The 24,701-nt window shown below is 48.9% G+C and carries 16 protein-coding genes; 11 read left to right on the forward strand and 5 right to left on the reverse strand.

All coding sequences use genetic code 11. The features are described 5' to 3' along the window. The first annotated feature begins 36 nt into the window (after positions 1 to 36). From EXY25_RS01025 to EXY25_RS01045, 5 genes are all read left to right on the forward strand, one after another. Positions 37 to 3,720 (forward strand): ATP-binding protein, encoded by a 3,684-nt coding sequence (locus EXY25_RS01025; RefSeq protein ID WP_130565410.1) that lies wholly within the window; start codon positions 37 to 39, stop codon positions 3,718 to 3,720. Next, complete coding sequence (locus EXY25_RS01030; protein ID WP_130565411.1) at positions 3,721 to 4,365, forward strand: hypothetical protein; 645 nt, start codon at positions 3,721 to 3,723, stop codon at positions 4,363 to 4,365. Between the two features lie 12 nt (positions 4,366 to 4,377). After that, the gene (locus tag EXY25_RS01035; RefSeq protein ID WP_130565412.1) at positions 4,378 to 5,607 is read left to right on the forward strand and encodes a phosphoenolpyruvate carboxylase; all 1,230 of its coding nucleotides are present in this window, start codon (positions 4,378 to 4,380) and stop codon (positions 5,605 to 5,607) included. After that, on the forward strand, positions 5,604 to 6,452 hold the full coding sequence (locus EXY25_RS01040) for a DUF7281 domain-containing protein (RefSeq protein ID WP_130565413.1): 849 nt from the start codon (positions 5,604 to 5,606) through the stop codon (positions 6,450 to 6,452). The genes EXY25_RS01035 and EXY25_RS01040 overlap by 4 nt, the downstream gene beginning before the upstream one ends. A 179-nt stretch (positions 6,453 to 6,631) precedes the next feature. Then, positions 6,632 to 7,690, forward strand: a complete 1,059-nt coding sequence (locus tag EXY25_RS01045; protein WP_130565414.1) for an acyltransferase family protein — start codon at positions 6,632 to 6,634, stop codon at positions 7,688 to 7,690. Positions 7,691 to 8,108: 418 nt separating this feature from the next. On the opposite strand, the gene EXY25_RS01050 is transcribed toward EXY25_RS01045, so the two are convergent. After that, a complete protein-coding gene (locus tag EXY25_RS01050) occupies positions 8,109 to 9,872 on the reverse strand; it encodes a S8 family peptidase (RefSeq protein ID WP_130565415.1) in 1,764 nt (587 codons plus the stop codon). Between the two features lie 825 nt (positions 9,873 to 10,697). Here EXY25_RS01050 and EXY25_RS01055 point away from each other — a divergent pair. Continuing rightward, the gene (locus EXY25_RS01055; RefSeq protein ID WP_114338565.1) at positions 10,698 to 11,747 is read left to right on the forward strand and encodes a CNNM domain-containing protein; all 1,050 of its coding nucleotides are present in this window, start codon (positions 10,698 to 10,700) and stop codon (positions 11,745 to 11,747) included. A 64-nt stretch (positions 11,748 to 11,811) separates the two neighbouring features. Here EXY25_RS01055 and EXY25_RS01060 read toward each other — a convergent pair whose 3' ends face one another. The 3 genes from EXY25_RS01060 to EXY25_RS01070 form a co-directional block, all read right to left on the reverse strand. Beyond that, entirely contained in the window at positions 11,812 to 14,235 is a 2,424-nt protein-coding gene (locus tag EXY25_RS01060; protein WP_130565416.1) for a fatty acid cis/trans isomerase, read from the reverse strand. A gap of 174 nt (positions 14,236 to 14,409) precedes the next feature. Beyond that, a complete protein-coding gene (locus EXY25_RS01065) occupies positions 14,410 to 14,901 on the reverse strand; it encodes an Hsp20 family protein (protein ID WP_114338567.1) in 492 nt (163 codons plus the stop codon). A 329-nt stretch (positions 14,902 to 15,230) separates the two neighbouring features. Then, positions 15,231 to 17,405, reverse strand: a complete 2,175-nt coding sequence (locus tag EXY25_RS01070; RefSeq protein WP_130565417.1) for a glutamine synthetase III family protein — start codon at positions 17,403 to 17,405, stop codon at positions 15,231 to 15,233. Between the two features lie 572 nt (positions 17,406 to 17,977). Between EXY25_RS01070 and EXY25_RS01075 the strand changes: the two genes are divergently transcribed. Both EXY25_RS01075 and EXY25_RS18990 read left to right on the forward strand, forming a co-directional pair. Further along, the gene (locus EXY25_RS01075; RefSeq protein WP_130565418.1) at positions 17,978 to 19,255 is read left to right on the forward strand and encodes an esterase/lipase family protein; all 1,278 of its coding nucleotides are present in this window, start codon (positions 17,978 to 17,980) and stop codon (positions 19,253 to 19,255) included. Positions 19,256 to 19,365: 110 nt separating this feature from the next. Next, positions 19,366 to 19,461 (forward strand): PEP-CTERM sorting domain-containing protein, encoded by a 96-nt coding sequence (locus EXY25_RS18990; RefSeq protein WP_425455746.1) that lies wholly within the window; start codon positions 19,366 to 19,368, stop codon positions 19,459 to 19,461. 123 nt (positions 19,462 to 19,584) lie between these two features. Here EXY25_RS18990 and trpB read toward each other — a convergent pair whose 3' ends face one another. After that, positions 19,585 to 20,808 (reverse strand): tryptophan synthase subunit beta, encoded by a 1,224-nt coding sequence (gene trpB, locus EXY25_RS01085; protein WP_130565419.1) that lies wholly within the window; start codon positions 20,806 to 20,808, stop codon positions 19,585 to 19,587. 218 nt (positions 20,809 to 21,026) lie between these two features. Here trpB and EXY25_RS01090 point away from each other — a divergent pair, with 218 nt between their 5' ends. From EXY25_RS01090 to EXY25_RS01100, 3 genes are all read left to right on the forward strand, one after another. Continuing rightward, on the forward strand, positions 21,027 to 22,307 hold the full coding sequence (locus EXY25_RS01090; RefSeq protein WP_130565420.1) for an amidohydrolase family protein: 1,281 nt from the start codon (positions 21,027 to 21,029) through the stop codon (positions 22,305 to 22,307). A gap of 79 nt (positions 22,308 to 22,386) precedes the next feature. Further along, positions 22,387 to 23,679: a cytosine permease gene (gene codB, locus EXY25_RS01095; protein ID WP_130565421.1), complete on the forward strand. Its 1,293-nt coding sequence runs from the start codon at positions 22,387 to 22,389 to the stop codon at positions 23,677 to 23,679. A 139-nt stretch (positions 23,680 to 23,818) separates the two neighbouring features. After that, positions 23,819 to 24,589: a rhomboid family intramembrane serine protease gene (locus EXY25_RS01100; protein ID WP_130565422.1), complete on the forward strand. Its 771-nt coding sequence runs from the start codon at positions 23,819 to 23,821 to the stop codon at positions 24,587 to 24,589. Positions 24,590 to 24,701: the final 112 nt, after the last annotated feature.

Genomic DNA, 24,701 nt, shown 5'->3' on the forward strand with positions numbered 1-24,701 from the left:
GCCATTATTTGAACAACACAGACAGTAAGAACAACTATGTCAGCTTTAAATCGCATTATTTTGATTAACACCCACTTACCCGGTGTAGTGGAATTGGCGCTAGATGGCCACACCAATATCTGCGGTACTAACGCATCGGGAAAGACCACGCTGCAGCGTCTGGTGCCGGTGTTTTATGGTGAATACCCCAGCCGTGTCGTGCCGTCGACCCGTGACAGTTTTGAAAAGTGGTATTTGCCGCGAGAGGACAGCTATATCGTCTATGAATATCAGCGGATGGACGGTGAATTTTGCCAAGCGGTGATGGCGGCGGCTAGTGATCGCAATGGGGTACGTTATCGCCTGCTAGGTAAAGGGTTTGATCTGGAGGATTACCTCAAGCAGCGGGATGGTGAAACGTTGACGTTTCTGACCATGGAAGAGTTTGGTCGGGTGATGAAAAGTAAAGGCTTGGCAGTGACTCGCCAGCTTAATACCCGTGAGTTCCGCGGCATTATTCAGAATGATCGTGTGGCGCTGAGCAGTGGCAGTAGCAAAGCTGAACTCCGTACGTTGGCGCGGCAGTTCTCGTTGTGTGATAGCGAACACACCCTGCGACATATCGAAAAGCTGGCGCGCGCTGTCCACTCGAAAGAGGGCAAGATGGAGACGATCAAGTCGATGATCGCCGCCATTCTGGAAGAGGATGGTGTGACACCGCCCGCTTCAAGCCTTAATCCGCAAAAGGTTGAAGGGTGGATCCGTGAAAGCCAATTAATCCAAGGGTTCGCAGCAATAAGGCCGGAGTTTGAACGGCTGGAGCAGCAGTACAACGAGCTGCTGTCATGCGAGTTGCGCTTGGCGGGACTAAAGCGGGGCTATCAAGCCGACGAGTCGCTGCAGCTAACGCGGCAAAGCGACGCCAAAGCCGAAATAGAGCTATTAGGCAATGAGCATAAGCAACTGGAAAGCGGTTGGAAAGATCAGCGCGACACCCTTAATCAGCAGTTGTCTGTGGTTAAGGGGGAGTTAGAGAGCTTTGACAGCGAGCTGCAGAATATTGAAGACCAGTATCAAAGCTATCAGGACAAAGATATTGAACAGGCGCGTGCCAACTTAGAGCGGATGACGGCATGGCGAGATGATCTTGCAAATCTGGAAGCTCGCTTCCGTTTGCTCACCGAAGCCCATCAGGACATTGAATCCGCTTATAACGAACGTCGCAGTAAGATCGACCGTCAGCTTAATCGAGTACTCAGTGAGCTCAATGAGCAGAAAGATACCTTGCAAGAGGAACGTGATAACAAGCGTGAGCAGCAGCATGATGACTTAGCGGCGCAAGAGAAACTATTCAGTGAACGTCGTCAGTCTGGACAGGCACGTTTTAAAGAGCGCGAGTATGAACTGAAATTAGCGAAAGCGGAGCAGCAAGCCAAGTTAGACGGTGTCACTTATATCGACGAAGAGAAGCAAGCATTGATGATCTTCGACGAGCGGATCCTGCTTGCTGATGAGAGTCGCGAAGCGGTAGAGGAGAAGCAGGAGCGTCTGCACAAAGAGGAAAAGATCGCCAAGCGTCAGCAGGAAACGGCTGACGAGGCGTTACGCCAGACGACTCGCCGCCTCAACGAATGCGAGAGCCAAACCCGTGCACTTAATGAACTGTTGTATCCAGGCCACCACTCGCTGTTGGAGTTTCTGCGTAAAGAACATCCACAATGGGAAGGAACCCTGGGTAAGGTGATCCATCCGGAACTGCTGCAACGCTCGGATCTAAAGCCCAGTCTAACCGCCGATGGCGCAGAAGCGCTCTATCGCGTGTGGTTGGATCTTTCTGCGTTAGAGACCCCAGAATATGCCCGCTCAGAGCAGGAGCTGAAACTGCAGTTAGCACAAGCCGAAGAGCGTCAGGTGGAAACCCGCAATCAGCAGGAGCAGGCTGAGCAGGCCTTGGTACAGGCATCGCAAGTATTGGACGACGTGCGGCGCGAACTTGTCTTTGCCGGTACCGAGCTGAAGAACGCCCGTGCTGACGTTAAGCGTCTGCAAGAAGAGAAGCGCAACGAGCAGACTCGCATCGATGCTGCGCTGGCTGAGCGGAAGCTGGCGGCGCGTCAGCAGTTAGAGCAAATTGCGCATCAACTTGGGCAGTTGGTTAACGAGCAAGCTGAGTGGCTGGAGCTACAGAAGTCGCTGGAACGTGAAGCTAGTATGGAAAAGCGGGCCTATTGGGATGAGGTCGTTGGCGCTATTGATAGTCAATTGCAACAACTGCGAGACGAGATGGCGGAGCGTCAGGCCAAAGCTAAACAGGAGTTAAAGGCCTGCAGTGATTGGTACAAGCGTGAATTGAAATCTCGTGGTGTTGATGACAGTGAGATCGGTAAATTAAAACGGGAAATTGAAGCGCTGGAACGGCAGATCCAGGACACCGAGCGGATGCGCGACGAAGTGGCGAACTACTTGGTCTGGTACAAGGTGCAGTGGACTCAGCGGAAGCCGAAGCTGCAAAGCCAGTTTAGCGAGTTGCAGAATCAACAAGCAGAGCTACAGCAACAACTGGCCGCTGCTAACAGCCAGTTTAAACAGCAGCGGCAAACATTGGAAAGTCAGCTGCAGCAGGCTAAGGCTATCCGTCTGGAGTCAGAAGAGCTCCTAGAAAAACTGAAAACCCTGTTACGTCGCTTAAATGAACTGCAACTGCCGCGGGACGCTGTTGAAGTGGCAGGTTCGCTGAACGAGCGGCTGAACCTTGGTGAGTCTTTACTGCATAGCCGTGAACAGCTGCTGACGGCCGTGAAAGATGGCGTGGACCGCTTCGATCGCGAGATCGCTAACCAGTATGGTTCGTCATTGGCGGAAACATGGGAGCGCTCTCGCGAAGAGTGCATGCTGATTGGTGAGAGCGGCGTGCGTAGTTTGGACTATCGCAAGCTAGTGCCTGAACTGGCACGGTTGATTAACGAGCTGGTGCCTCAAAAGATCACTGCTGTTAAACAGCTTGGACGTACCTATGGCCGTGATCTGAACAACTACTACGATGTCCTGCACAGCATTGATAATCGTATTGCCTCACAGAGCGCCCGCATCACCCGCGAAGTGGATGAGGAACTGTTTCTTGATGGTGTGTCTGAATCGGCGGTGAAGATCCGCTCGCGTGTGGCGGAACTGGAGTTCTGGCCACAGTTGCAAGAGTTTGTGCAGGCATACAAGAACTGGCAGGCGGAAGATTTCAATACGCTACCCAGCGAAGAGTACACCAGCAGCATGCGCCGCGCCCTAGAGATTATTGGCCGTTCGGCGCTCAGTGGCGGGGTTGCCAGCTTGCTTGGTATCGAACTGCGTTTGCGGGAGGGGAACTCGGATTTGGTGATCCGTACCGACCGCCAACTAAACGAATCCTCCAGCCACGGTATGGCTTACCTGATTTTGTGTAAGTTCTTGCTGGCTTTTACCCGTTTGTTGCGTGGGAGATCGCAAACCGTGATCCATTGGCCAATCGATGAGCTGGGTACGTTGGCCCACAACAATATTAAGAAGATCTTTGATGCCTGCGGTAACAATCAGATCCGTGTGCTGGGGGCTTTCCCAAATCCAGACGCAGAGGTGTTGAGCCTGTTCAGCAACCGCTACATCATCAACAAACAAAGCCGACAACTGCAAGTGGTTAAACCGAAAATAGATCCCATTGCTGAAAAGTTGAAGCAAAAAGCCGCGCAGATGCAGCAGGAGGTAGTGTAGATGTTATCCAACATGGGACATGTGATTGAGCGCCTGCTGCAGGGGGCATTTATCTGTCGCACCAGTGATGAAGAGGGCTGGCGCCTGCTGAAAGATCCGGCGCGCCGCGAGCAGGTCGAGCAACACCTGAATGTGCTTAACCGTACCCTCAGTGAGTGTGGTGCCGGCAGTGACTCGGAAGTGTTTTTTTGTGGTTATCGCCAACTCGGTGATGACGAACGCAAAGTGGTTGCACAGCAGTTTAAAGATATCGTTAACGGCTTGATACCGCTTACTCAGTGGTTGATGTTAGTGCAGGAGGCTGAGGGTAAAGACGCGCCGCTCAGTGAAGGCTCGCCAGTAAGGTTAACTGAACTGCAAAGTACCATTGAAGATACGCCCGCGTTTCGTGAGCAGCTGGATAAGCTAAGCAAGTTCCGCTTGTTTGGCTCACAAAGCACGCAAGTGGATGGCCAGATTAAACAGATCTTCAAGCGCTTGGTTGAGCTGGGGTACTTACTGCGCCCGAACCCGGAGAAGCAATACTATATTGCCACCGGAAAAATTGATTACCTGTACGAGGTGATCCGCTTTATCAATGAAACTGAGGCGCTGGATCTAGAGGCGCATGCTGAAGCCGCCACCGCCCAGGGTAGCTTGCTGTGATAGGAGCAGAGTATGAGTAATAATCTGCATCAAGCGGGCACTAAGTTTTTACGCCTATTGGCTCGCCATGGCGATGCCATTATGGATGCTTATATCTCAGGTTCTTTAGGCGATCATCAGGTCGAGGCCAAGGTACAAGACAAACTGGTTAAAGCTGGCGTGTTATATCGACCAGAGCCGGGGGCTGATCTGCATCTACGACACGCTGTACGTAGTTTGCTGGAAGAGGCGTTAAAGGATGAGCGTAATCGCCAGATCGATGCCAACGCCGGATCGGCGATCGCCGCGTTTAAAACTTTGGCTCAGCACTATACTGAAGCCCGCCATCAGGGCGATATTGCCGTCGCTGATGCTCACTATCGTGATCTCTCTGAGCATGTGTATGCCTTCAGCGAAGGCTTACAGCACTCGATCCGCGTGATGTGGAGTCGCATCAACAATGAGTTCGGTTACGTTAGCTCCATTAATGCCAAGATCCGCGAAAATGAATTAGCGCAATCTCAGGTCAGCGAACTGCTGGCAGGTTTGGAGATGATAAGCTTTGAAGAGTTGGCGGACATTGCTGGCGATATTCGCGAACTTCGCCGCCTATTAGTGGCGAATTTGCAGCAAAATATCAGTCAATGTATTCAAGAACTGAGTGTGGTGCAGGGGCGTTTACTGCAACTGCTAGGGCGTTTTAGGCAAATCCATGGCCGTGCCAAACTGTTGAAAGGCTGGCTGCTGTATACCGAGCAGCATCCGGATTATGAGGTGGGCAACCATGTGTCCCACAAACAGATCCCAGCACTGTTTAACCAGGCGGATCCAGCCATAGCTGCGGCCAGTGTTGATATTCATAACAGCGCCCACGAGAGTACATTAGTCGAATTGGTTGCGCATATTAAGGCCAACCGTCTGGCGCGATTTACTCAGGCCGCCCCGCAGCATAGCGATTCAGTGATCTTGCAGGATAATCCAGATTACGAACTGGATGAACATCCGATTAAGGCAGCGGTCAGCGAGTATTTTGTTCATGTCATCGATAATTTTGAACCCGGTACTGCCAGCTTGTCCGCCTTGGATTATTTGCAACAGCAGCAGCTGGAATACGATGCAGAAAGCTGGCTCTATCAGGTGATAGGTGGTTACGAAGGCTTGCCGCAGGAGCAAAAAGCCTACTTTGAATTAGACCCTGAAACTGAAACCCGCGCACCGTTTGCCAATGTGGTGATCCGAGATGTGTCGGTCGGCTTGCGATGAATAAACGCCAGCTGGAGGTTCTCAGGCGACAGATCCGCTATTGGCGCGATGAAGTGACGCTTAATCCGAGTTGGCGAGCGATCTGTGATGAGTTTGAACTGCAGGAGCGGATCGAAGGTTCCTTGATCCGTTTCCAGTTCAAAGACAAAGCGTGGTTGCGCGAACAAGCAAAGCGCAGCGGCTACGGTGACCTGTTGTTAGATGACGCCCCCACTGGTCATCGCATAGATGCCGCCCGCAGTGGACTAGTGAATGAAAAGTTAGCGCCAGTGACGCCCGAACAGCAGTATGTTCTATTAACAAGCCAAGCCGGCAAACTGCCATGCGCTGGTGTAGAAAAACTGCAGCCTAGAATGAGCGTACGGGTCGCTATCGACGACTTAGCGCTAGCGCTGATTGATGTGTTGGTGATCGTGGAAAACCTCGATGTGTTTGACCACTGGCATTGCGCGAACTTACCGGCCGAATTGGGAACCGCTGTGGCCACTTACCGTGGTCACGATAGTGCGGCTAAAGGCGTGCGCCATCTTATCGAACGTTTGCCAGAAACAGTACAGATTGTGGTATTTCCTGATCTTGACCCCGATGGCCTAAAAATCGCCCTGACCACACCTAAAGTAAATAGCCTGCTGATCTGTGATTTTACTGATGACTTAATCGCTGTAGGAAGTAGCGATGATTTCAATAAACAGCATCAAGCAGCGAAGTATCTGGATGGGGCAGAGCTAGCGGCTTGGCAGCCATTGTGGACGGAATTAAAAAAGCATAAACGCAGCATCAAACAGCAGCATATGTTGGCGCAGCGCGCTGCGTTGCATACCTTGTCATATCAGCGCTGTGAGTAGGGGGAAATCAAACCAAACGGGGGGTAAATATACGTATGGTTGGTTTTTTGAGTCACAAATAGGCGCGACGCTGATATGATTGAACTTCGTTCAGGTAGGCAGCACAGGTAACTTGTTGGTAGCTAAGGGATCTTTTTTTTAGTGAATTTTATTATAGTAGTCAGTAAAGGGAATTTTATATGTTTGGCACTTATCGCACTATTTTAGCTTTAATGGTTGTTGCCGTGCATATTGGTGGGATACCAAAAGTAGGCGCCTATGCCGTTTTTGGCTTCTTTGCGTTGTCTGGGTACTTAATGACATTCATTATGCACCGAAACTATAGTTACTCAGCAAATGGGATTGGCAAGTACGCGCTCAACAGAGTATTGCGGATCTATCCATTATACATTCTCTCAATTTCTTTTTCTCTTCTGCTGATATTTTTGCTCGGTTCAGATTATACGAGCACATACCAAAAATATATTGGGATGCCATCGGACTTAATCCAAATATTAAAGAACCTATTTCTATTTCTTGATTACATGGATCCGGTACGATTAACCCCTCCTGCATGGGCGTTAACCGTTGAGATTTTCTTTTATATTTTGATAGGCTTGGGATTGTCTCGATGTCGTTCTGTTACATGGATATGGTTTGTCTCGAGTGTTGCTTATCATTTGTTTTCTATTGTATCTAACGCTGGTTGGGAAGCGCGCTACTTCACTATATACGCCGCATCCCTGCCTTTTTCTGCTGGTGCGTTAGTGTTTCACTACAAGAAGGAAATAGGTGAGAAGATAGAGCTTCTTCATTCTGCTATAAAGCTGGGGCTGCCATTTTTATTGTTTGCAGCGATCAGTATCAACTGGTTAATAGGCTATCTTACCAAGACTTCAGAAACCGTAGCCTTTTACTCAAATTTTTTACTTTGTCTACTCATGATTATGGTGCTTTGTAATACCCGTGATCTACCTTTTATTAGCAAGCGTTTCGACAAGTTCTGTGGAGAGCTTAGCTACCCAATCTACTTGCTTCATTTGCAGGTGGCGATGGTGACTATGTTTGTCATGAATGCGAGCGGAGTAAATGTTAAGCGACCTGATTTACTGTTATTTGTAGTTGCTACACCGATTATTCTGCTGGTGGCTTGGGGCGTAGCTGTATGGATTGAGAGGCCGATTGAAGCGGTGAGAAGCCGTGTCAAAAGTGTCGGGGTTGTCCCAACCTCGCTCCATAAATCGCCTGCATCGCAGTAGACTTAAAAGTGAGAGCCGAACGCTGGCAGCCTCTCCTCGTAAGAGGGCGTGAAAAGTTTAATTGAAATGAGCACAAATCTCACGTTAGCTGGTTATGTTCTTTTTTCTCGGTGTTGCTGTTCGCCGAGTTTAGGTATTACCTAGGCAAGCGTAAAACTCTATATTAATTAAAGTTATTGGTATGGCGATGTCGTTGATGCCACCTGTGGCGCTTGTTTATATCGCTGTACTTGCTATCAAAAAAGAGGTGGTGACAGCGGAGTAAACTGTTGGTGCGTCATCTTTATTTGCATGCTTTTGAAGGCTTATCATCGCTGATTTAAAAGTCATCAAAACGGGCCCTAAATATTGCCGCTCTCCTGCAGTGAGCGGCAATAATCTCAACTAAGTCCTTTCTTCTGCGGTCAGCTCTGTGCGCTTAGTAGCTTACCTGGAGCGTGACGCCACTGTAGGTGCTATAGGCTCTAACACCTATATGCCAAACGCCAGAATTGGGGTTGCTTACACTGACCGATTCGTTGTTACCATTTAGGTAAGGGCGATAGTCCCAGTTGCGGGTGCTTGGCTTTGCGCCGTAACGCACATAGAGATCAGCGTCCCCTGATCCACCACTCATAGTAACGTCTAGCTTGCTAATCCCTGCGGGCACTTCGACGGTGAAATACTGCCAACCACGACGGGTGTCAGCAAGGTTGGTTTCAGTAAAGCCTCCGCTGGGTTCACCGCCGCCGTCATTACCTAGTACATAGTCAACAGCCGCAGCTGCATCGGCAATACCTGCACCACAACTTGAGCATGATGCAGGGAAGGGGCGGGCCGTTTGTTGAATGGCTGTGGCGACTTGATTGGGCGTAATATTAGGATCGGCGGCATATAACAGCGCAGCCAGACCGGCGACGTGGGGGGAGGCCATCGATGTGCCTTGATACCACGCATAATTATCATTACTTGGACCGTTTGCACCACTGTTTAACGTGGACAGTATACCGTTACTCGCTGAGCTGCGAACATCGCCACCAGGCGCAGCGACTTCCACTACACTGCCGTAGTTAGAGTAATATGCACGACCACCATTGCGATTGGTTGCTGCCACAGTGATCACGCCGCTACAACTGGCTGGGCTATAATTGGCCGCATTGGCATTAGAGTTACCAGCAGCAACCACCACAGTTGCACCTAAGTTTCTGGCGGTATTAATCGCGGCCTGAGTCGTGTTGTCACAGCTCCCACCGCCACCAAGGCTAAGGTTAAGCACCTGAGCTGGATTGGCATTAGCGGGCACGCCTGATACGTTTCCTCCTGCAGCCCAAATCATGCCGTCAGCAATATCTGATGTGTAGCCACCACATTTTCCGAGTACGCGTACTGGTACTATTTTCGCGTTATATGCGACACCCGCGACACCGGTACTATTGTTAGTTTCTGCTGCGACGGTGCCCGCTACATGGGTGCCGTGCCAGCTCGAAGATTGATCTTGGCTAGGTTGACCGCCACCGCACTCACCTCGTGATGCGGCATCACCAGGATCGCGCGCATCAGCGTCACGACCATTGCCATCGTTACCGACGAAGTCGTCTGAAATCATGTCATAGCCGGGCAGGAGGTTGTTGACCAGATCGATGTGGGGACGATATCCAGTATCAAGCACTGCAACGACTGCGCCGTTACCCGTGGTCTCATCCCATGCAGCGGGCAAATTCATACCACCAGTGGCTTCATAGTAGTGCCATTGCTGGCTATAGCTCGGATCTGTCGGTACCGCAAAATGCTGTAGCAAACGGTCCTCTTCAATGTACTCAATTTCTCCACTGGCCATTGCATTCTGCTGCATGATTAGTGGGCTGACACCCGCTTTCATCGAACCTTCAACAACAAAGGCACCGGTTGCGATCTGACGAATAACTTTAGCGTTAGTCGCAAATCCAGAGCGTAACAGTTTGCTCCTGACTTTCTTTTTTGATTCAGTTGCGTCTGCGGTCGTCAGCATTGAGGGCGTAGATGCTGCTTTGAACTTGATGATGTAGCGTTTTTGGGGTCCTTGTTTAACAAGGGTAATGGGGCGTTCTAGTGCTTGGGATGTGCCGTCAAAGGCGCTGAGTTCTGCGCCATAGCTTGGTGTAGATATGGCGACGGTGAACGGTAGCGCCAACCATAATTTATTTCTGCTGTTTGATGGTTTCATTGTTCTCTCTCTGGTGTTGTTTTAGTTTTTCTGGTCTTAGAACCAAATAAAAACCTAGAGAGCGATTATGATTTTTACAATATTATGAGTGAGCACTTGAATTGTGAGGTGACTTATTTGTAAAGCATATTTTGCACTTGTTCCCAAGTTGTTTGTTTTTATTGGGTAAAAATTTTTGTTTTAAATTTGTTTTTGAATGTTTAACTTTGTTTTTATATTTTTCTTCACTAATTTTGTGAGTTTTTATGTTGATGCTATACGATCCGTTTTAAACGTGATCAGTTTAGTTTTCGGTATTTGTAATTCAATGGGTTTTAATTAACTTATTATTTATTAATAGGATTAATTATATATTGGTTTTATATGTTAATCTCAATTAAACAAACAGGAGGTATTGATTAGCACGCCCATCATTAGCTCACCCTTTATTAGGTTGTTCGCTCAGATAGAAAATAGTTGGTGATTGTTACAAAAAACTATAGAAACTGCCTGTGCAGTAAGTTTTACGGAAGTGATGTTTTTGAGCCCTGGAGGTATGGAAGGTCTCATGGTGATAGCCAAGAGTGGGTATCCCTTGCCTAAACCTGTGTAGGTTATTACCAAGTTTTACGCCGTCAGCTATGTCGTTTGTTTCAAAAAATTTCATTCAATTTTTGCTCAGCTTTGATCTATCCTGCTGCAATGGAGAGTAACGGTATATCTCTGTTTGCTGGTATCCTGTGGAAAGCAGCATTCTTTGCCTCTTCACTTCGTTCCAGGCGCTGAGGGAAACCTTTGCTGTTGTAGCTCTTCAACCTGTTTCTTATTGGATTTAAAAGATTTTTAATGACTCTACTGCTGATTTATCTATTTGTAGCTATTGGTGTTTCGTTTATCTGTTCGGTCTTGGAGGCGGTGCTGCTATCGATTACTCCTAGTTATGTTGAAAGTGCTTGCCAGGCCGATCAGACGAAGGGAAAGGCGTTATCCAGAGTAAAAGATAATATAGAGCACTCCATCTCTAGTATTCTCATCTTGAACACCTTTGCTCATACCATGGGGGCGGCAGGTGTTGGTGCGCAGGCTGTGCAACTTTTTGGCGCTAAATGGGAAAGCCTGATTGCCGTCTTACTGACCTTAGCCATTCTTTATCTTTCCGAAATTATTCCAAAAACACTGGGTGCGACGCACTGGCGTAGCTTGGCCTATCCGTCTGCCAGGCTCATTTCATTTCTGGTAAAACTGGTGTTTCCGTTGGTGTGGTTGTCGAGCTATATCACAGGTTTGTTTAGTAAAGACCAACAGGATCGTATCAGTAGGGAAGAGATTCAGGCATTTACCACCTTGGGTTATAAGGGCGGGGCTATTGCTAAACAAGAGAGCTTGCTGCTTGAAAATATCCTTGGATTAAGGGAATGCACTACGCAGCAGATCCTGACGCCACGCACAGTCGTGCATGCATTCAACCAACAGAGTTCAGTCACTGATGCGTTGAACGAAGAGCTGACACAGCGCTTTACCCGCTTTCCTGTGTATGAGGAGAGTATCGATCATGTTATTGGTATAGTGAACCATCGTGCGATGTCGGAACAAGCCCGACACGGCAAAGGGGATACTATATTGGCGGAGTTAGCTCAGCCAATTCATCGCGTGTCAGAGCAGCTGCCGGTTTTACAACTCTTGGACTTATTTATCTCCAGAAAAGAACATCTGTTTCTGGTTGAGGATCAGTACGGTCAAACAGCAGGTATCGTGACGCTGGAAGATGTGATTGAAACTCTGTTAGGACGTGAAATTGTTGATGAAACAGATATCACTGAAGATATGCAGCAGTTAGCGAAAAGCCGTTTTCGTGATCGTCTACGTCGTAAGAGTAAGATCGTTCACGACGACTAACCGCGATTAAACTGCCTGATCATGTTTGCTATTTCACTGGTGCGTTAAATAGCCTCCTGGCTATTTAACGATTTTCGATACGGTTGTAATCCAGCAGCCCGCCCTCAATTGGGCGCATCTGTATATACTGCTGATTAAGGCGATCGCTGAAACTCCAAAAGTCCTGAGCGGTTCTCCGTATTCCATATTGATCAAGTAATTGCCGATAACCTGACTCTGATTCAACGGCACTGATAGTGTCTACGAGTTGTGGTAGATCGGATTCCTGCAAATGCCAAAAGGCGCTGGGGTAGCTGCCGACTAAACCGTGGATCAAGGTCATGTTGTCTTTGGCTGTGTCACGGTTATCCGTTTCGTCAAACAGACTGGAGACATTTTTATGCGCACTGTTGCGCATCAGGGTGAATAGCTGAGGTGCTGCGGTTGGATCCGTTTGCTCAATCATAATAAATGTCAGCTCCGGAAACAGGGTGGCGCGATCACCACTGATATTTACCTCTAGTTTTTTCAATAACGCTTTTGATGTTTCGGTCAATTGGCTGCTATCAACTTCGTAATTATCTGGAAGTACTTTCGCTAAGCGTTGCTTCAGTAAGTCATATAGTTCTGCTTTTGGATCTTCAGTACGGTAGTCGATCGCAGTGGGTTGATGGAATTGGCCAACGCCTGTATCCAGATAGTCATTTAGTTCTTTACTTGCTCCTTGGTACCAGCTTTGAAGCGCCTTGCTGCGGCTCTCTTCGGGCAACAAGGTTAAGAAGTTTGATTCGCCCTCCATTCGCAGGAAGTCCATATACATACGGGTGAGTAACTGGTGGCCGAAATTACCGTAAACGTCAAAGCCAGCAGTGAGCAGGTAGTGGATCCTTTCCAGCAGGGTGTAATCGATGATCCATGCTGTTTTTGGTGGCTTGCCCACCAGCCCCTGCATGACGCTGGCACTGTCGAAGTGGCGTATAATGGTGAGCGAAGCGTTTTGATTGACCCCATCCCCATCCCAGATCAGGTTTGGCGTTAAATGTTCTCCATCTTGAAACACCTTATTCATAAACTCACTTTTTGCTTTTAAAAAGCGGCGTTCAGCGTGGCTGTAGTTAAGCCAGTTACTGAGTGGTAATACAACGGTGTCTTTCTCTGCCGGAAGGTCGAGGTTAACAGCCTGTTCATTGACAAACTCACTGAGCCTGGCTGATCTCATCAAGTCCGGGTCGACAAAAAACACCCAGAATCGGTCGTTGATAACATTGAGTGCTAGCTGCCCCCGGCAAACGGGGCCTTTAATAAAGTTCATGATGGTATTTTGTGCTTCGTCTAGTAGGAAGCGGTAGCGGCTATCAATGGGTAGATCATGGAATGCCCGCATCGGGTTGGATGCAACGTCAGGATGATAACCGGGTAGCGCAGATACCTGATAATCACTGTCAATAAACCAAGTTTGCCAATTCTCAAGTCGCTGAGCATCGAGGCGGTAGGGCATGTGGGTTTTGTCGACGATAGTTTCTCGATCCGGCATCAGGCGGTAATAAACCCGTTTAACTTTTGGATCATCAAACGGACGCCGTGTGGCGATAGGCTCAATGGCTTGGCCGGGAGGTGTGGTTGAGCGCACGATACGATAATAACGAGGTGTTGTGTCAGGCTCATCGAAATAGAGTGATGAAAGGAATAGATGCTCGTAGAGGTAACGACTGGTGAGTTGCTGCTTCAGTTCGTCGCCATTAAGAAAAGCTTCCCAGTGCTCAATTTTTTTCGCGTCTGTTGCATTGGCTTCTGGCATTGTCGCCATGATGGCACCTTTAGCCAGCCAGTCGATCAAAATGTCGTGTTCCGGTTTGGGAATGGCCGGTAAACCGTAGGGCATTCCCCACAGTGCATGATCTTTTTCATAGCTAGCCATCTGTTCGATGTCGGGGCATTGCTGATCGCGGTCGAGAGCAAAGTCCCATTTATCAGCGTCTAATTGCGGGGTTGTAGGAAGCGGGTGTGCTTGCTTAAGCTGCAGCATACGCGCCATCACACCGGCTTCTAGGTTTGCTTCTTTTGTTTGTGCGCGCTCATTGAGGACGGGATAAAAGGCCTTGTCACGCCACTCGGCGGTGGTTTGCGCATCGACAAACATACGGGTGAGCTTATCGGCCAGTAAACGTGTGCCATCGTAGACTTGGTCTTTACTTGCGCCTCTGTCGATCCCTTCCGCCGAGGATAGTTTGAGCTGACAAGGGGCATCGTAACAGGCATGACACGCAACACAGCGCTTTTCGATGATCGGGCGAACGGTATCTAAATAGTGTTGCGCTGCAGGATCTTGCTTGCTGACCAAGCGTGGTTGTGGCTCGGCAAAGCCGTAAAGCTGGTCGTAATGCAGGCCGGTGTAAACAGCACAACCTGAGAACAATGAGACAAGCGTAATAAGCCAATAGCGTCGGTTTTTGCGCAAGATATGGTGAAAATATTCACTTGAAAACGTTTTCGTTAGGCCTTTTTTCATGCTTTGTTTCTACAACCGATTGAGAAGTGGAGAGGGCAGTGAACCATTTGTTTCATATTTACTATCACGCCTGTATATCAGCTACAAGAATAGACCAATAGCAAAAAGGGCTGCAGAGGCAGCCCTTGATTAGGAAGAGATAACCAGCCGTATAATTGACGGCTGCTTTACTGATTAGGCGGCGTCGATGGTGACGGTCTGCTGCTCTTCCGCTTCGTTCAAACGCGGCTGCGATGTTGCTGCGTCTTTATAATTAATGGCGATACTGCGTGGTTTCATCGCTTCTGGGATCTCTTTGACCAGATGTACCATCAATAGGCCATTTTCCAGATCCGCACCACGTACTTCAACGTGGTCAGCGAGGTTGAATTTACGTTCAAATCCACGGCGAGCAATGCCTTGGTAGAGGTATTTCTTACCCTCTTCTTTACCTTTGTTACCACGGATCGTTAGTACATTTTTCTCCACCGTGATATCCAGCTCAGCGAGCGTGAAGCCGGCGACAGCTAATTGGATACCATACTGGTTTTCATCCAGTACCTCGATGTTGTATGGCGGGTAACCAGCACTGTTGTTGTCGCTTTTTAGCGCACGATCCAGCAGTGATGCAAATTGATCGAAGCCGATACTGTTACGGTAAAGTGGTGATAAATCGATAGTGTTCATAGTTATATTCTCCATTAGAAGCAATACATGACATTGTTGTCGGTACCGGTGAGCGCGATATTCGCCCTCTCACCAGTGCTTAAAGAGATAGGGGCGGAAAATTTTTGATTCAAGGTTATTTACGAAAATTATTTTTCTTGCGTTCTATTTGGCTGCCTTGGTGAAGCATTAAAAACAGACACGAGTTGAGAGTTATCGGTAATAGAACGTTGAGTGTGATTGCGGTGGTTCGAAACGTATGGTGATTTTTTAATGAATATTTTCAGCAAAAATAAGCGATAAAAAAGCCGCATTACTGCGGCTTTTTAGTTTTCGATAGTTGTTTACGATTACTTGATGAACAACATTTCAGCGTACTTAGGCAGCGGCCACAACTCGTCAGAAACTTGCGTCTCCAGCGTGTCTGCATACAGACGTACTTCGTCCATCAGTGAGCGAATGTCATTGGCACAATATTGCATGTGTGCTTCAACAGATGGGAAGTCGTGGCTTTCCAACGCAGCTGAAAGTTTATTAACGGCAGCCATCATGGCGTTAGCGTCGGAGGCCACTTTCTTGGCAACTGATGTATCCAGTTCAATGCCAATGCTTGATGCTCCTGCAATGCTACCAGTCAGTTCTGACAAGTAGCTCATGGCTGCAGGGTAGATAGAGGTGGTGGCGATATCTACAACCAAATTCGCTTCCACTTCGATAGAGAGGATGTACTGTTCCGAGTAAACTTCGTAACGGCTTTCCAGTTCAACCGGTGTTAATACGCCGGTACTAGAGAACAGATCTTTGACTGACTCATCAAGGAATGCAGGTAGGGCATCGGCGGTCGTCGGGATGTTCTTCAGACCACGCTCAGAAACGGCTTTCTCGTGCCATTCAGTCGCATAACCGTCGCCACCAAACACGGCGTTACCGTGCTCTTCCATCAAGGCTTTCAGTACGTTGATCACGCCTGTGGTCTGGTCTGCACCGCTGCTTAGCTCTGCATCTAGCTTCTCAGCGATCCAATCGAGAGAATCGGCCAGCATGGTGTTCATTGCAACCAATGGACCGGAAACCGACTGTGATGAGCCGACTGCGCGGAATTCAAAACGGTTACCGGTGAAGGCGAACGGTGAAGTACGGTTACGGTCACCAGGATCACGTTCAAAATGCAGGATCTGTGATAGACCGAGGTCCATCAGGCCGCCATTGACTGTTGGTTTAAGGTTGCCGTCTTTAATATCCATAAAGACTTTCTCTAACTGCTCACCGAGGTAAACAGAGAGGATCGCTGGAGGTGCTTCGTTGGCACCCAAACGGTGGTCGTTAGCTGCAGATGCGATCACTGCGCGCAGTAAAGGACCGTATTTGTGGACGCCGCGAATAACCGCACCACAGAACAACAGGAAGTTGAGGTTTTTCTCAGGCGTACAGCCTGGATCTAACAAGTTACCCTGGGTTGAGTTACCGACAGACCAGTTAACGTGCTTACCTGAGCCATTAACACCAGCAAATGGTTTTTCGTGTAACAAGCACAGGAAGCCATGCTTCTTCGCCGTGATTTTTAGCACAGTCATCAGCAACTGCTGATGATCGGCAGCTACGTTAGCCGCTTCGTAGTAAGGGGCAATCTCAAACTGGCCAGGGGCCACTTCGTTGTGGTGTGTTTTAGCTGGGATACCGAGACGATACAGAGTGTTTTCTACGTCTTGCATATACACCTGAACACGCTCAGGGATAGCACCGAAGTAGTGGTCATCAAACTGCTGACCTTTCGCCGGGGCTGCGCCGAACAGGGTACGACCTGCTAACAACAGATCTGGACGGGCGGCAGCGAAATTCTCATCGACCAGGAAGTATTCCTGCTCAGCACCGCAGCTTGAGTTCAATGTGGCGATTTCAGTTTCACCCATCAGTGAAAGCACTTTTTGCGCCGCTTTGTTCATGGCTGAGTTTGAACGTAGCAGAGGGATCTTCTTATCCAGAGCTTCACCAGTCCACGACATGAACACGCTTGGGATCATCAGGGTGGCGCCGTTTGGCGTGTGCATGATGTAAGCAGGGCTGGTTGGATCCCATGCTGTATAACCACGGGCAGCGTTGGTCATACGCAGGCTACCGTTAGGGAATGAAGAGCCGTCTGGTTCGCCCTTGATCAGCAGGCTACCTGTGAATTCAGAAATTGCATGGCCATCAGAGTTAGTAATGATAAAGCCATCATGTTTTTCTGCGGTGGCGTTGGTCATTGGATAGAAGATGTGAGAGAAGAACTTGGCACCTTTAGAGTGGGCCCAGTCTTTCATAGCTGCGGCAACAACGTCGGCAGTTGCTGGCTCAAGAGGTGCGCCAGTTTGGACTGTCTTCTTCATCGCTTTAAAGGCGTTCTTAGACAGCGACTGTTCCATTTTGGCGAAGTCAAATACGTCACATGCCCATAGGTCTTTCATTAATTTCGGTGTGCAAACATCCATCGCCGAACCATTCGTGATGTTGCTGATAGCCATTAACCTTGCTTGATTTCCGCTCATTTGATTCCCCGGATAATTTAAAGATTTTGCATTTGATCTGTTTTCGCGTACGACGCAGTTTGCTGATGTAACGCAATTTTTGAACCATAATTTGAACTGATATTGCAGGGATGAAGATTATTTTTTAACTGATTGATATATATATTGTTTTAGTCTCGGTTCGGATCTTTGTTAACTGATTAGCTAAGTCTACCCGCATCACACTGGCACCAATATGGTGCGATAGAGGATTGCTTTGTATTTATGGAGTTCTAAATTGGTGCAAATCGTAGCTTTCTGATGTTTTTGCACTGCAAGGGTGCATTTGTGGCTGTGTGCTATGCGTAAAGGTTTATGTTCATGCTAGGTAACTAGACCCTCTCACTAACATGGGTGTCGTTGTTATATCTGTTTTAAGTCATCAGTTGTGCAGCTTTCTCTTTTTATATTCCAACTTCTCCGCGGCTAAGTTGTAAGGCTTGCTATGCTCAATAGAGTGAGCCGAGTTATTGCTCTAAATTAGGCGATAACAGTGATAACCCAAAACTGACTGCTGGCGCTTTGTCATAGGTTGCTATAAGTAGGTTAACTAGATGAAAAACGGGGATGTAAAATCAGGTAAGTCGCCTTTAAAGGTGAAAGATCTTATTGGGGCTACCCAACTGTCAGCGTTGGCCGTTACCCAGGTTTCGCATATTGCTGAGGGGGTGCATCAAGCTATTTGGAGTAGCTTTGGTGTGAAAGGGGGTAAAGCGCCGCATACAACAGGTGGGATCACAGGCTTAGTGTACAAATCTATTCGCGGTACAACGGCCGTTTTAAGTAAAGGTGCAGTATCACTGCTCAATGCGTTACCTCTGCAAACAGTGGCTGAAGGAGAGGAGTCACCGAAACGGGCGAATTTAATGGCCGTGCTTAACGGCGTGATTGGTGATCAGTTGCAGCAAACCGATAATCCGTTTGCGACACCAATGACGCTTCGGTTGAATGGCGAACTTATTGACCTTTCACATGCCGAGGGCACCGAGGCATTGTTCTCAGGGCTTAGTTCTACTGGTGGCAAAATCCTACTTATGGTTCATGGTTTGTGTCGAAACGATCTCCATTGGCAACAACAGCATGAAGGGCGGCTCGTTAATCATGGTGAAACAGTCAGCCAAGCTTGTGGTTATCAACCTATCTATCTGCGATATAACAGCGGATTACCCATTTATGAAAATGGTCGGCAACTGGCAGAGATGCTTGAGCGACTTCATGCACATTGGCCGGAGTCAATTGCTGATTTAACTGTGCTAGCCCATAGCATGGGCGGCTTGGTGATCAGAAGTGCTTGTTACCATGCGGAGCAATGCGGTATGAAGTGGCAGCGGTGTCTCAAGCATATTATTTTCTTAGGTACTCCTCACCACGGCGCGCCGCTAGAGCTGATTGGTAGTTGGTTGCACCGAAGCTTGCTACATACGCCGTTTACTGCGCCTTTTAGCCGGCTGGCAAAACTGCGAAGTGCAGGGATAACTGATCTGCGTTATGGCACAGTGCTCGAAGAGGAGTGGCATGGCGAAGACCGCTTTCATCATCGTTCAGATGCTTGTCGGGCAGTGGCATTGCCTACAGGCGTCAACTGTCTGAATGTTGCAGCCACAACGGCATCAAAAGCCAGTACGTTGGCTAAGCGCTTGGTCGGTGATGGCTTGGTGCCGCTTAACAGTGCCTTGGGATATCATGATTTAGCTGAAAAAGCGCAGCCGTTTGAAGATTGTCACCACCATACATTTTACTCGATGAACCATTTGGCGCTGTTAAGTCGACCAGAAGTTGGAGAACGACTGGTTGATTGGTTAGGTGCTGCAAATGACCTTCTTAATGAGTAACACGCCTTTATCGGTAAATAGCTGAGAGCTTGCCTGTATTAATCATCTTTTATGGTGTTTTTATATATGTTTTGTTGATACGGTCGAGCGTCAACATTGACAACATCAATGTGCAATCGCTTGCCTCTGTTCCAGCGCCAGCAACCTTACTGTTGCTGGTTGCAGCCTTGGTAGGGATGGGAGCAGCTCGCCGTAAGTTGGTGTAGTTTGTTTAGTACCTCTGCTCTATAGCGTGGCACTAAAACAATAAAAAACGGCGCTTTTTAGCGCCGTTTTTTACTGTTTTTTTAATCAAACCGCTGACGGTATATTCTATACGCCGTTGCGGTTTAAGTTATCTCCTCAATACCAAATTTTTCACCGTAATTTGCCACCACGAAATCGATATCTTTGTCGCCACGGCCAGACAGGTTAAGCAGTATGCTACCATCTTCGCCATGCTTGGCGAGTTTAATCGCATAAGCTACGGCGTGAGCCGATTCTATTGCTGGGATAATGCCTTCCAGTCGAGATAGCTCAAAGAAAGCCTCAATCGCTTCGTCATCGCTGATGGTGTCGTAGTTCACCCGCCCCAGCTCTTTTAGATAGGCATGTTGTGGTCCTACCGATGGGTAGTCCAAACCACTGGCCACTGAGTAAACTTGCCCAGGCTCGCCTTCATCATCTTGCAACATATACGATTTAAAACCATGCATCACCCCAGGGGTTCCCAAGGTTAATGTCGCGGCATGTTCGCCCGGTTCGTTGAGGGTGCGGCCGCCTGGTTCGATGCCGTGCATCGCCACTGCCTCATCCTTTAAAAACGCAGTAAACAAACCGACAGCGTTGGAGCCTCCGCCAACACAGGCAACCAAGTTGTCTGGTAAGCAGCCTTCCATCTGCAGAAACTGCTCTCTTGCTTCATTACCGATAATAGATTGGAAATCTCTAACCATCATAGGGAAAGGGTGGGGGCCAACAACCGAGCCGATGGCATAAAACTGACTGACAGGATCTGTCATATAGGCGTCAAATGCGGCATCTACGGCTTCTTTCAGGGTTTTACGACCGTGAGTTGCGGGTATTACCTTGGCACCTAAGATCCGCATGCGCACCACGTTGGGATACTCTTTGGCAATATCAACTTCGCCCATATATATATCGCATTTCAGGCCAACCAGAGCGGCCGCTGTTGCCAGTGCAACACCGTGTTGTCCAGCGCCGGTTTCAGCGATCAATTTGGCCTTACCCATCTTTTTTGCTAGCAGGGCTTCGCCCAGACAATGATTAATTTTGTGGGCACCCGTGTGGTTCAGATCTTCACGTTTAAGGTAGATGTCTGCGCCATATTTCATTGATAAATTTTGCGCATGAAAAATCGGGCTTGGGCGTCCAACAAAGTGTTTATATAGCCGCGCCAGCTCAGCTAAAAATTCAGGATCTTGGCGAATGGCCTGATACGCCTGAGTGATCTCGTCGATGATGGCTTGGAGTCGTTCGGGAATAAAGCTACCGCCGAAGTCACCGAAAAAGCCTTCGTGATTAGGCTGCGAATGGACAAATGTATTTATCATGTGTGGGCCTTCTACTGCTTTTTAGCAGCGTTTTATAGCAATTAACCCACTCTAATTTTGTGGTTAAGGCCGCAGTTAGTGCCACGCCGAGCCATAGAACCTAACTTTTTTTGATTTCATCCAGCTTTTTCTGGATATGAAACGTAAGAGCATCAACACTGGGGAGAGTAAAGTACAACCGATTGTTTTGCAGCGAAAAGTACCGACAGGAAACCGCTATGTTTGATCTACTCATTCGCAGAGTCAATCTGCCCGATGGCCAGCAGGGCGTTGATATCGCGATTGCTGATGGCAAGATTGTTGAGGTTAGAAAGGATATTGCAGCGTCAGCGGTAAACGAGATCGATGGTAACGGTGCCTTTGCTTGCCCGCCATTCGTTGACAGCCACTTTCATATGGATTCAGCGTTGAGCCTTGGCCAGCCGCGCCTCAATCAGAGCGGCACTCTGCTGGAAGGGATCGCCCTATGGGGTGAGCTAAAACCGCAACTCACGTTTGATGCGATCAAACAAAGGGCGTTGGCAATGTGTCAATGGTCGATTGCTCGTGGCACGTTGGCTATCCGAAGTCATGTCGACATCTGTGATGACAGCTTGCTGGCCGTCGATGCGTTACTTGAAGTGCGTGAAGAGATGAAATCTTACATCGACCTGCAATTGGTGGCTTTTCCACAAGACGGTTATCTGCGCTACCCCCGCTCCGCTGAAAATCTAAAACGTGCGCTGGACCGAGGCGTCGATGTGATAGGTGGCATCCCCCATTTTGAGCGCACCATGGCAGACGGCGCAGAGTCAATCAAGCAACTGTGCGCACTCGCCGTAGAGCGCGGTTTAATGGTCGACATGCATTGCGATGAAAGTGACGATCCGATGTCTCGGCATATTGAAACCCTAGCGTGTGAAACTCAGCGCCTTGGCTTACAGGGCAGGGTAACAGGCTCACACCTCACCTCCATGCACTCCATGGATAATTACTACGTGAGTAAACTGATACCACTGATCCGCGAAGCGGAAGTGCATGTAGTCGCTAACCCGTTAATTAATATTACCTTGCAGGGACGGCACGACAGCTATCCGAAACGTCGAGGTATGACCCGAGTTCCTGAGCTTATTGCCGCTGGCGTGAATGTTGCGTTTGGCCATGATTGCGTAATGGATCCTTGGTACAGCATGGGCACCCACGACATGCTGGATGTGGCACATATGGGAATGCATATTGGTCAGATGACCAGTTTACAAGGCATGCAGCATGCCTTTGATGCGGTCACAGTGAGCGGTGCCAAAACTATGGGATTACGGGATTACGGCTTGGAGCCCGGTTGTCACGCTGACTTGGTCATTTTACAGGCTAATAGCGCCATCGAAGCGATCCAGCTCCGTCCGGCGCGTTTGTTTGTGGTGCGTCGCGGTCGGGTGATATCGCAGACGGCACCGGTTCAGCCACAGTTAACACTGGGTGATAGCCAAACCGAGGTGAATTTTAGTAAAGGGCTTTTTTAGTCTGGGTAGCCGAACGCAGGTAGTGGCTTTGCGGCCGTAACTTATCCATCCCAATTTGAATGCCATAGGAGTTACTTAAATGTCCAACAGCACTCAAGCGCCAACGCCTAATGACAGTGAACACGACTTTGCTACAAGTCATGAGGATTTTGCCCAACAACCGGTGCCGGAAAATGCGCGTCGTGGGTTACTGGCGATGTCAGCCGTTATGCTTGGTTTTACCTTCTTTGCTGCCAGTATGTGGACCGGTGGCAAATTGGGGCAGGGCTTTAAGTTGTGGCCGGATCTGATCGTAGTGATCTTGTTGGGAAACTTGATCCTTGGCGTCTACGGCGCTTTGCTTGGGTATGCCGCCGCAAAAACCAACCTCTCGACCCACGTACTCTCCCGCTATGCCTTTGGCGTTAATGGCTCAAAGTTACCTTCATTTATGCTCGCGTTCACCCAAATTGGTTGGTTTGGCGTGGGGGTGGCGATGTTCGCTTACCCGATCAACAAGTTTATCGATGTGCCTAACCTGCCATTGATTGTCGGCGGCGGTATCGTGATGACCTATACCGTTGTGGTCGGCTTTAAAGCGATCGAGTGGCTGAGTGTCGTCGCGGTACCAGCCATCTTGTTGTTGGGTTTGACCTCCGTTGGCACGGCTATTTCTGATACGCCGGGTGGTTTGCAGGCGCTGATGGACGTTGAGCCTACGGCTAGCCTAACTTTTGCCGTGGGTATTGCCCTTGCAGTCGGCTCTTTTATCAGTGGCGCGACACTCACGCCAGATTTTGTGCGCTATGCCAAAACTCGAAAAATCGGCGTTGCCGCGACTATCATCGGCTTCACTTTTGGTAATAGTTTGATGTTTATCTTCGGTGCCGTTGGCGCCATGGCCACAGGTGTGGCAGACATTGCCGAAGTGTTGGCTCTGCAAGGATTATTGGGGGCGGGGATCTTTCTATTGGTACTGAATATCTGGACCACAAATGATAACGCCTTGTATGCAGCGGGGTTAGGTTTGACCAACCTCACAGGCCTTAAGCGTGTGCACCTGGTGATCGCCGCAGGGGTTATTGGTACGTTATTGGCGGAGTGGCTGTACAACAATTTTGTCGATTGGCTGGTGTTTTTAAGTGTGTCATTGCCTCCCATTGGCGGCATCATCATTGCTGACTTTTACTTGCGCTGCCGTGGGCAATATCCATCTCCTGCCAGCCATGATTTTCGTTCAGTCAACTGGGGCGCGATGATCGCATGGGGCTTGGCCATTGGCGCCTCAGTGATTTCGCCAGCAGAGGGGATATTCAGTATCGTGCCGTTAAATGCGATATTAACTGCCATGATCGCCCATGTTGTGCTGTGCCGGCTGCTGAATCGGGGCTAGATGGTGCATGGGGCGGTTAGCGTTGTTGCGGGCGACTGACTAAATTCTGTCAGAAAATAGGTTCGTAACAGGTCTAGTCAGTATCACTGATTTTTGGCCGGGGGCTTTTTCTACAGATAAATGCCCCCACGTTATAGTTATGAAGAGAAGCGATTCCTTAGGTCACGCCATTACCGTCACCGCCATTTTTGTTGGCTTTCTCTGGTTATTAAAACTGGGGGAGTTACTGCTTGGCTGGAACCTACACAACTTGGGCGTTTACCCCAGCACCGCTAGTGGTTTTATTGGTGTATTCACCGGCCCGCTTATTCATGGCTCTATTGCTCACATCTCTGCCAACAGCGTTGGTTTGATGGTGCTGGGATCTGCGCTGCTTTATGGCTACCCTCGATCCCGCTGGTGGGTGCTTGGCATCGTCTGGATCGTGTCCGGGTTAGGAGTCTGGCTGTGGGGCAGGGAAAGCTATCACTTTGGTGCCAGTGGCCTTACCCATGGGCTGTTCTTCTACCTGTTTTTTGTCAGCCTGTTTCGTCGTGATAAACGCTCTATCGCTTTGATGATGATCGCCTTCTTTATGTTTGGTGGCATGTTGTTGACTGTATTCCCCCGCGAGCCGGGTATTAGTTTTGAATATCACCTGTTTGGTGGCATTGGCGGCCTCGTATCAGCGCTGCTGTTCTGGCGCTGGGATCCCAAGCCAGAAGAGAAGAAGTATTCCTGGGAATTAGAGCCTGAAGCAGAAGATATCGATGAGGTGCAGCTGGACCAAGATCCTATCGGTGATTTGTGGCAGAAATCACCAGAACATGCTGCAGCAACCGAGTTAGAAGCCGATCCAGAAGCGTCGCCTTTTGCCGCTGAACCAAATAGAACACAGCGTTCAAGACCTATTCACATTTCCAGAAACTGATTAGTCTAGTGCCGCATGCCGATGGCTACGGTCACTCTCTGAAGGAGTAAGGCTGTTCGTCGCATGATGGGGTTGTTTATATGGGGGCGCGTAAGACGAGGTGGTATTGAAC

The sequence above is a fragment of the Corallincola spongiicola genome (assembly GCF_004284785.1).
Classification (GTDB): domain Bacteria; phylum Pseudomonadota; class Gammaproteobacteria; order Enterobacterales; family Neiellaceae; genus Corallincola; species Corallincola holothuriorum.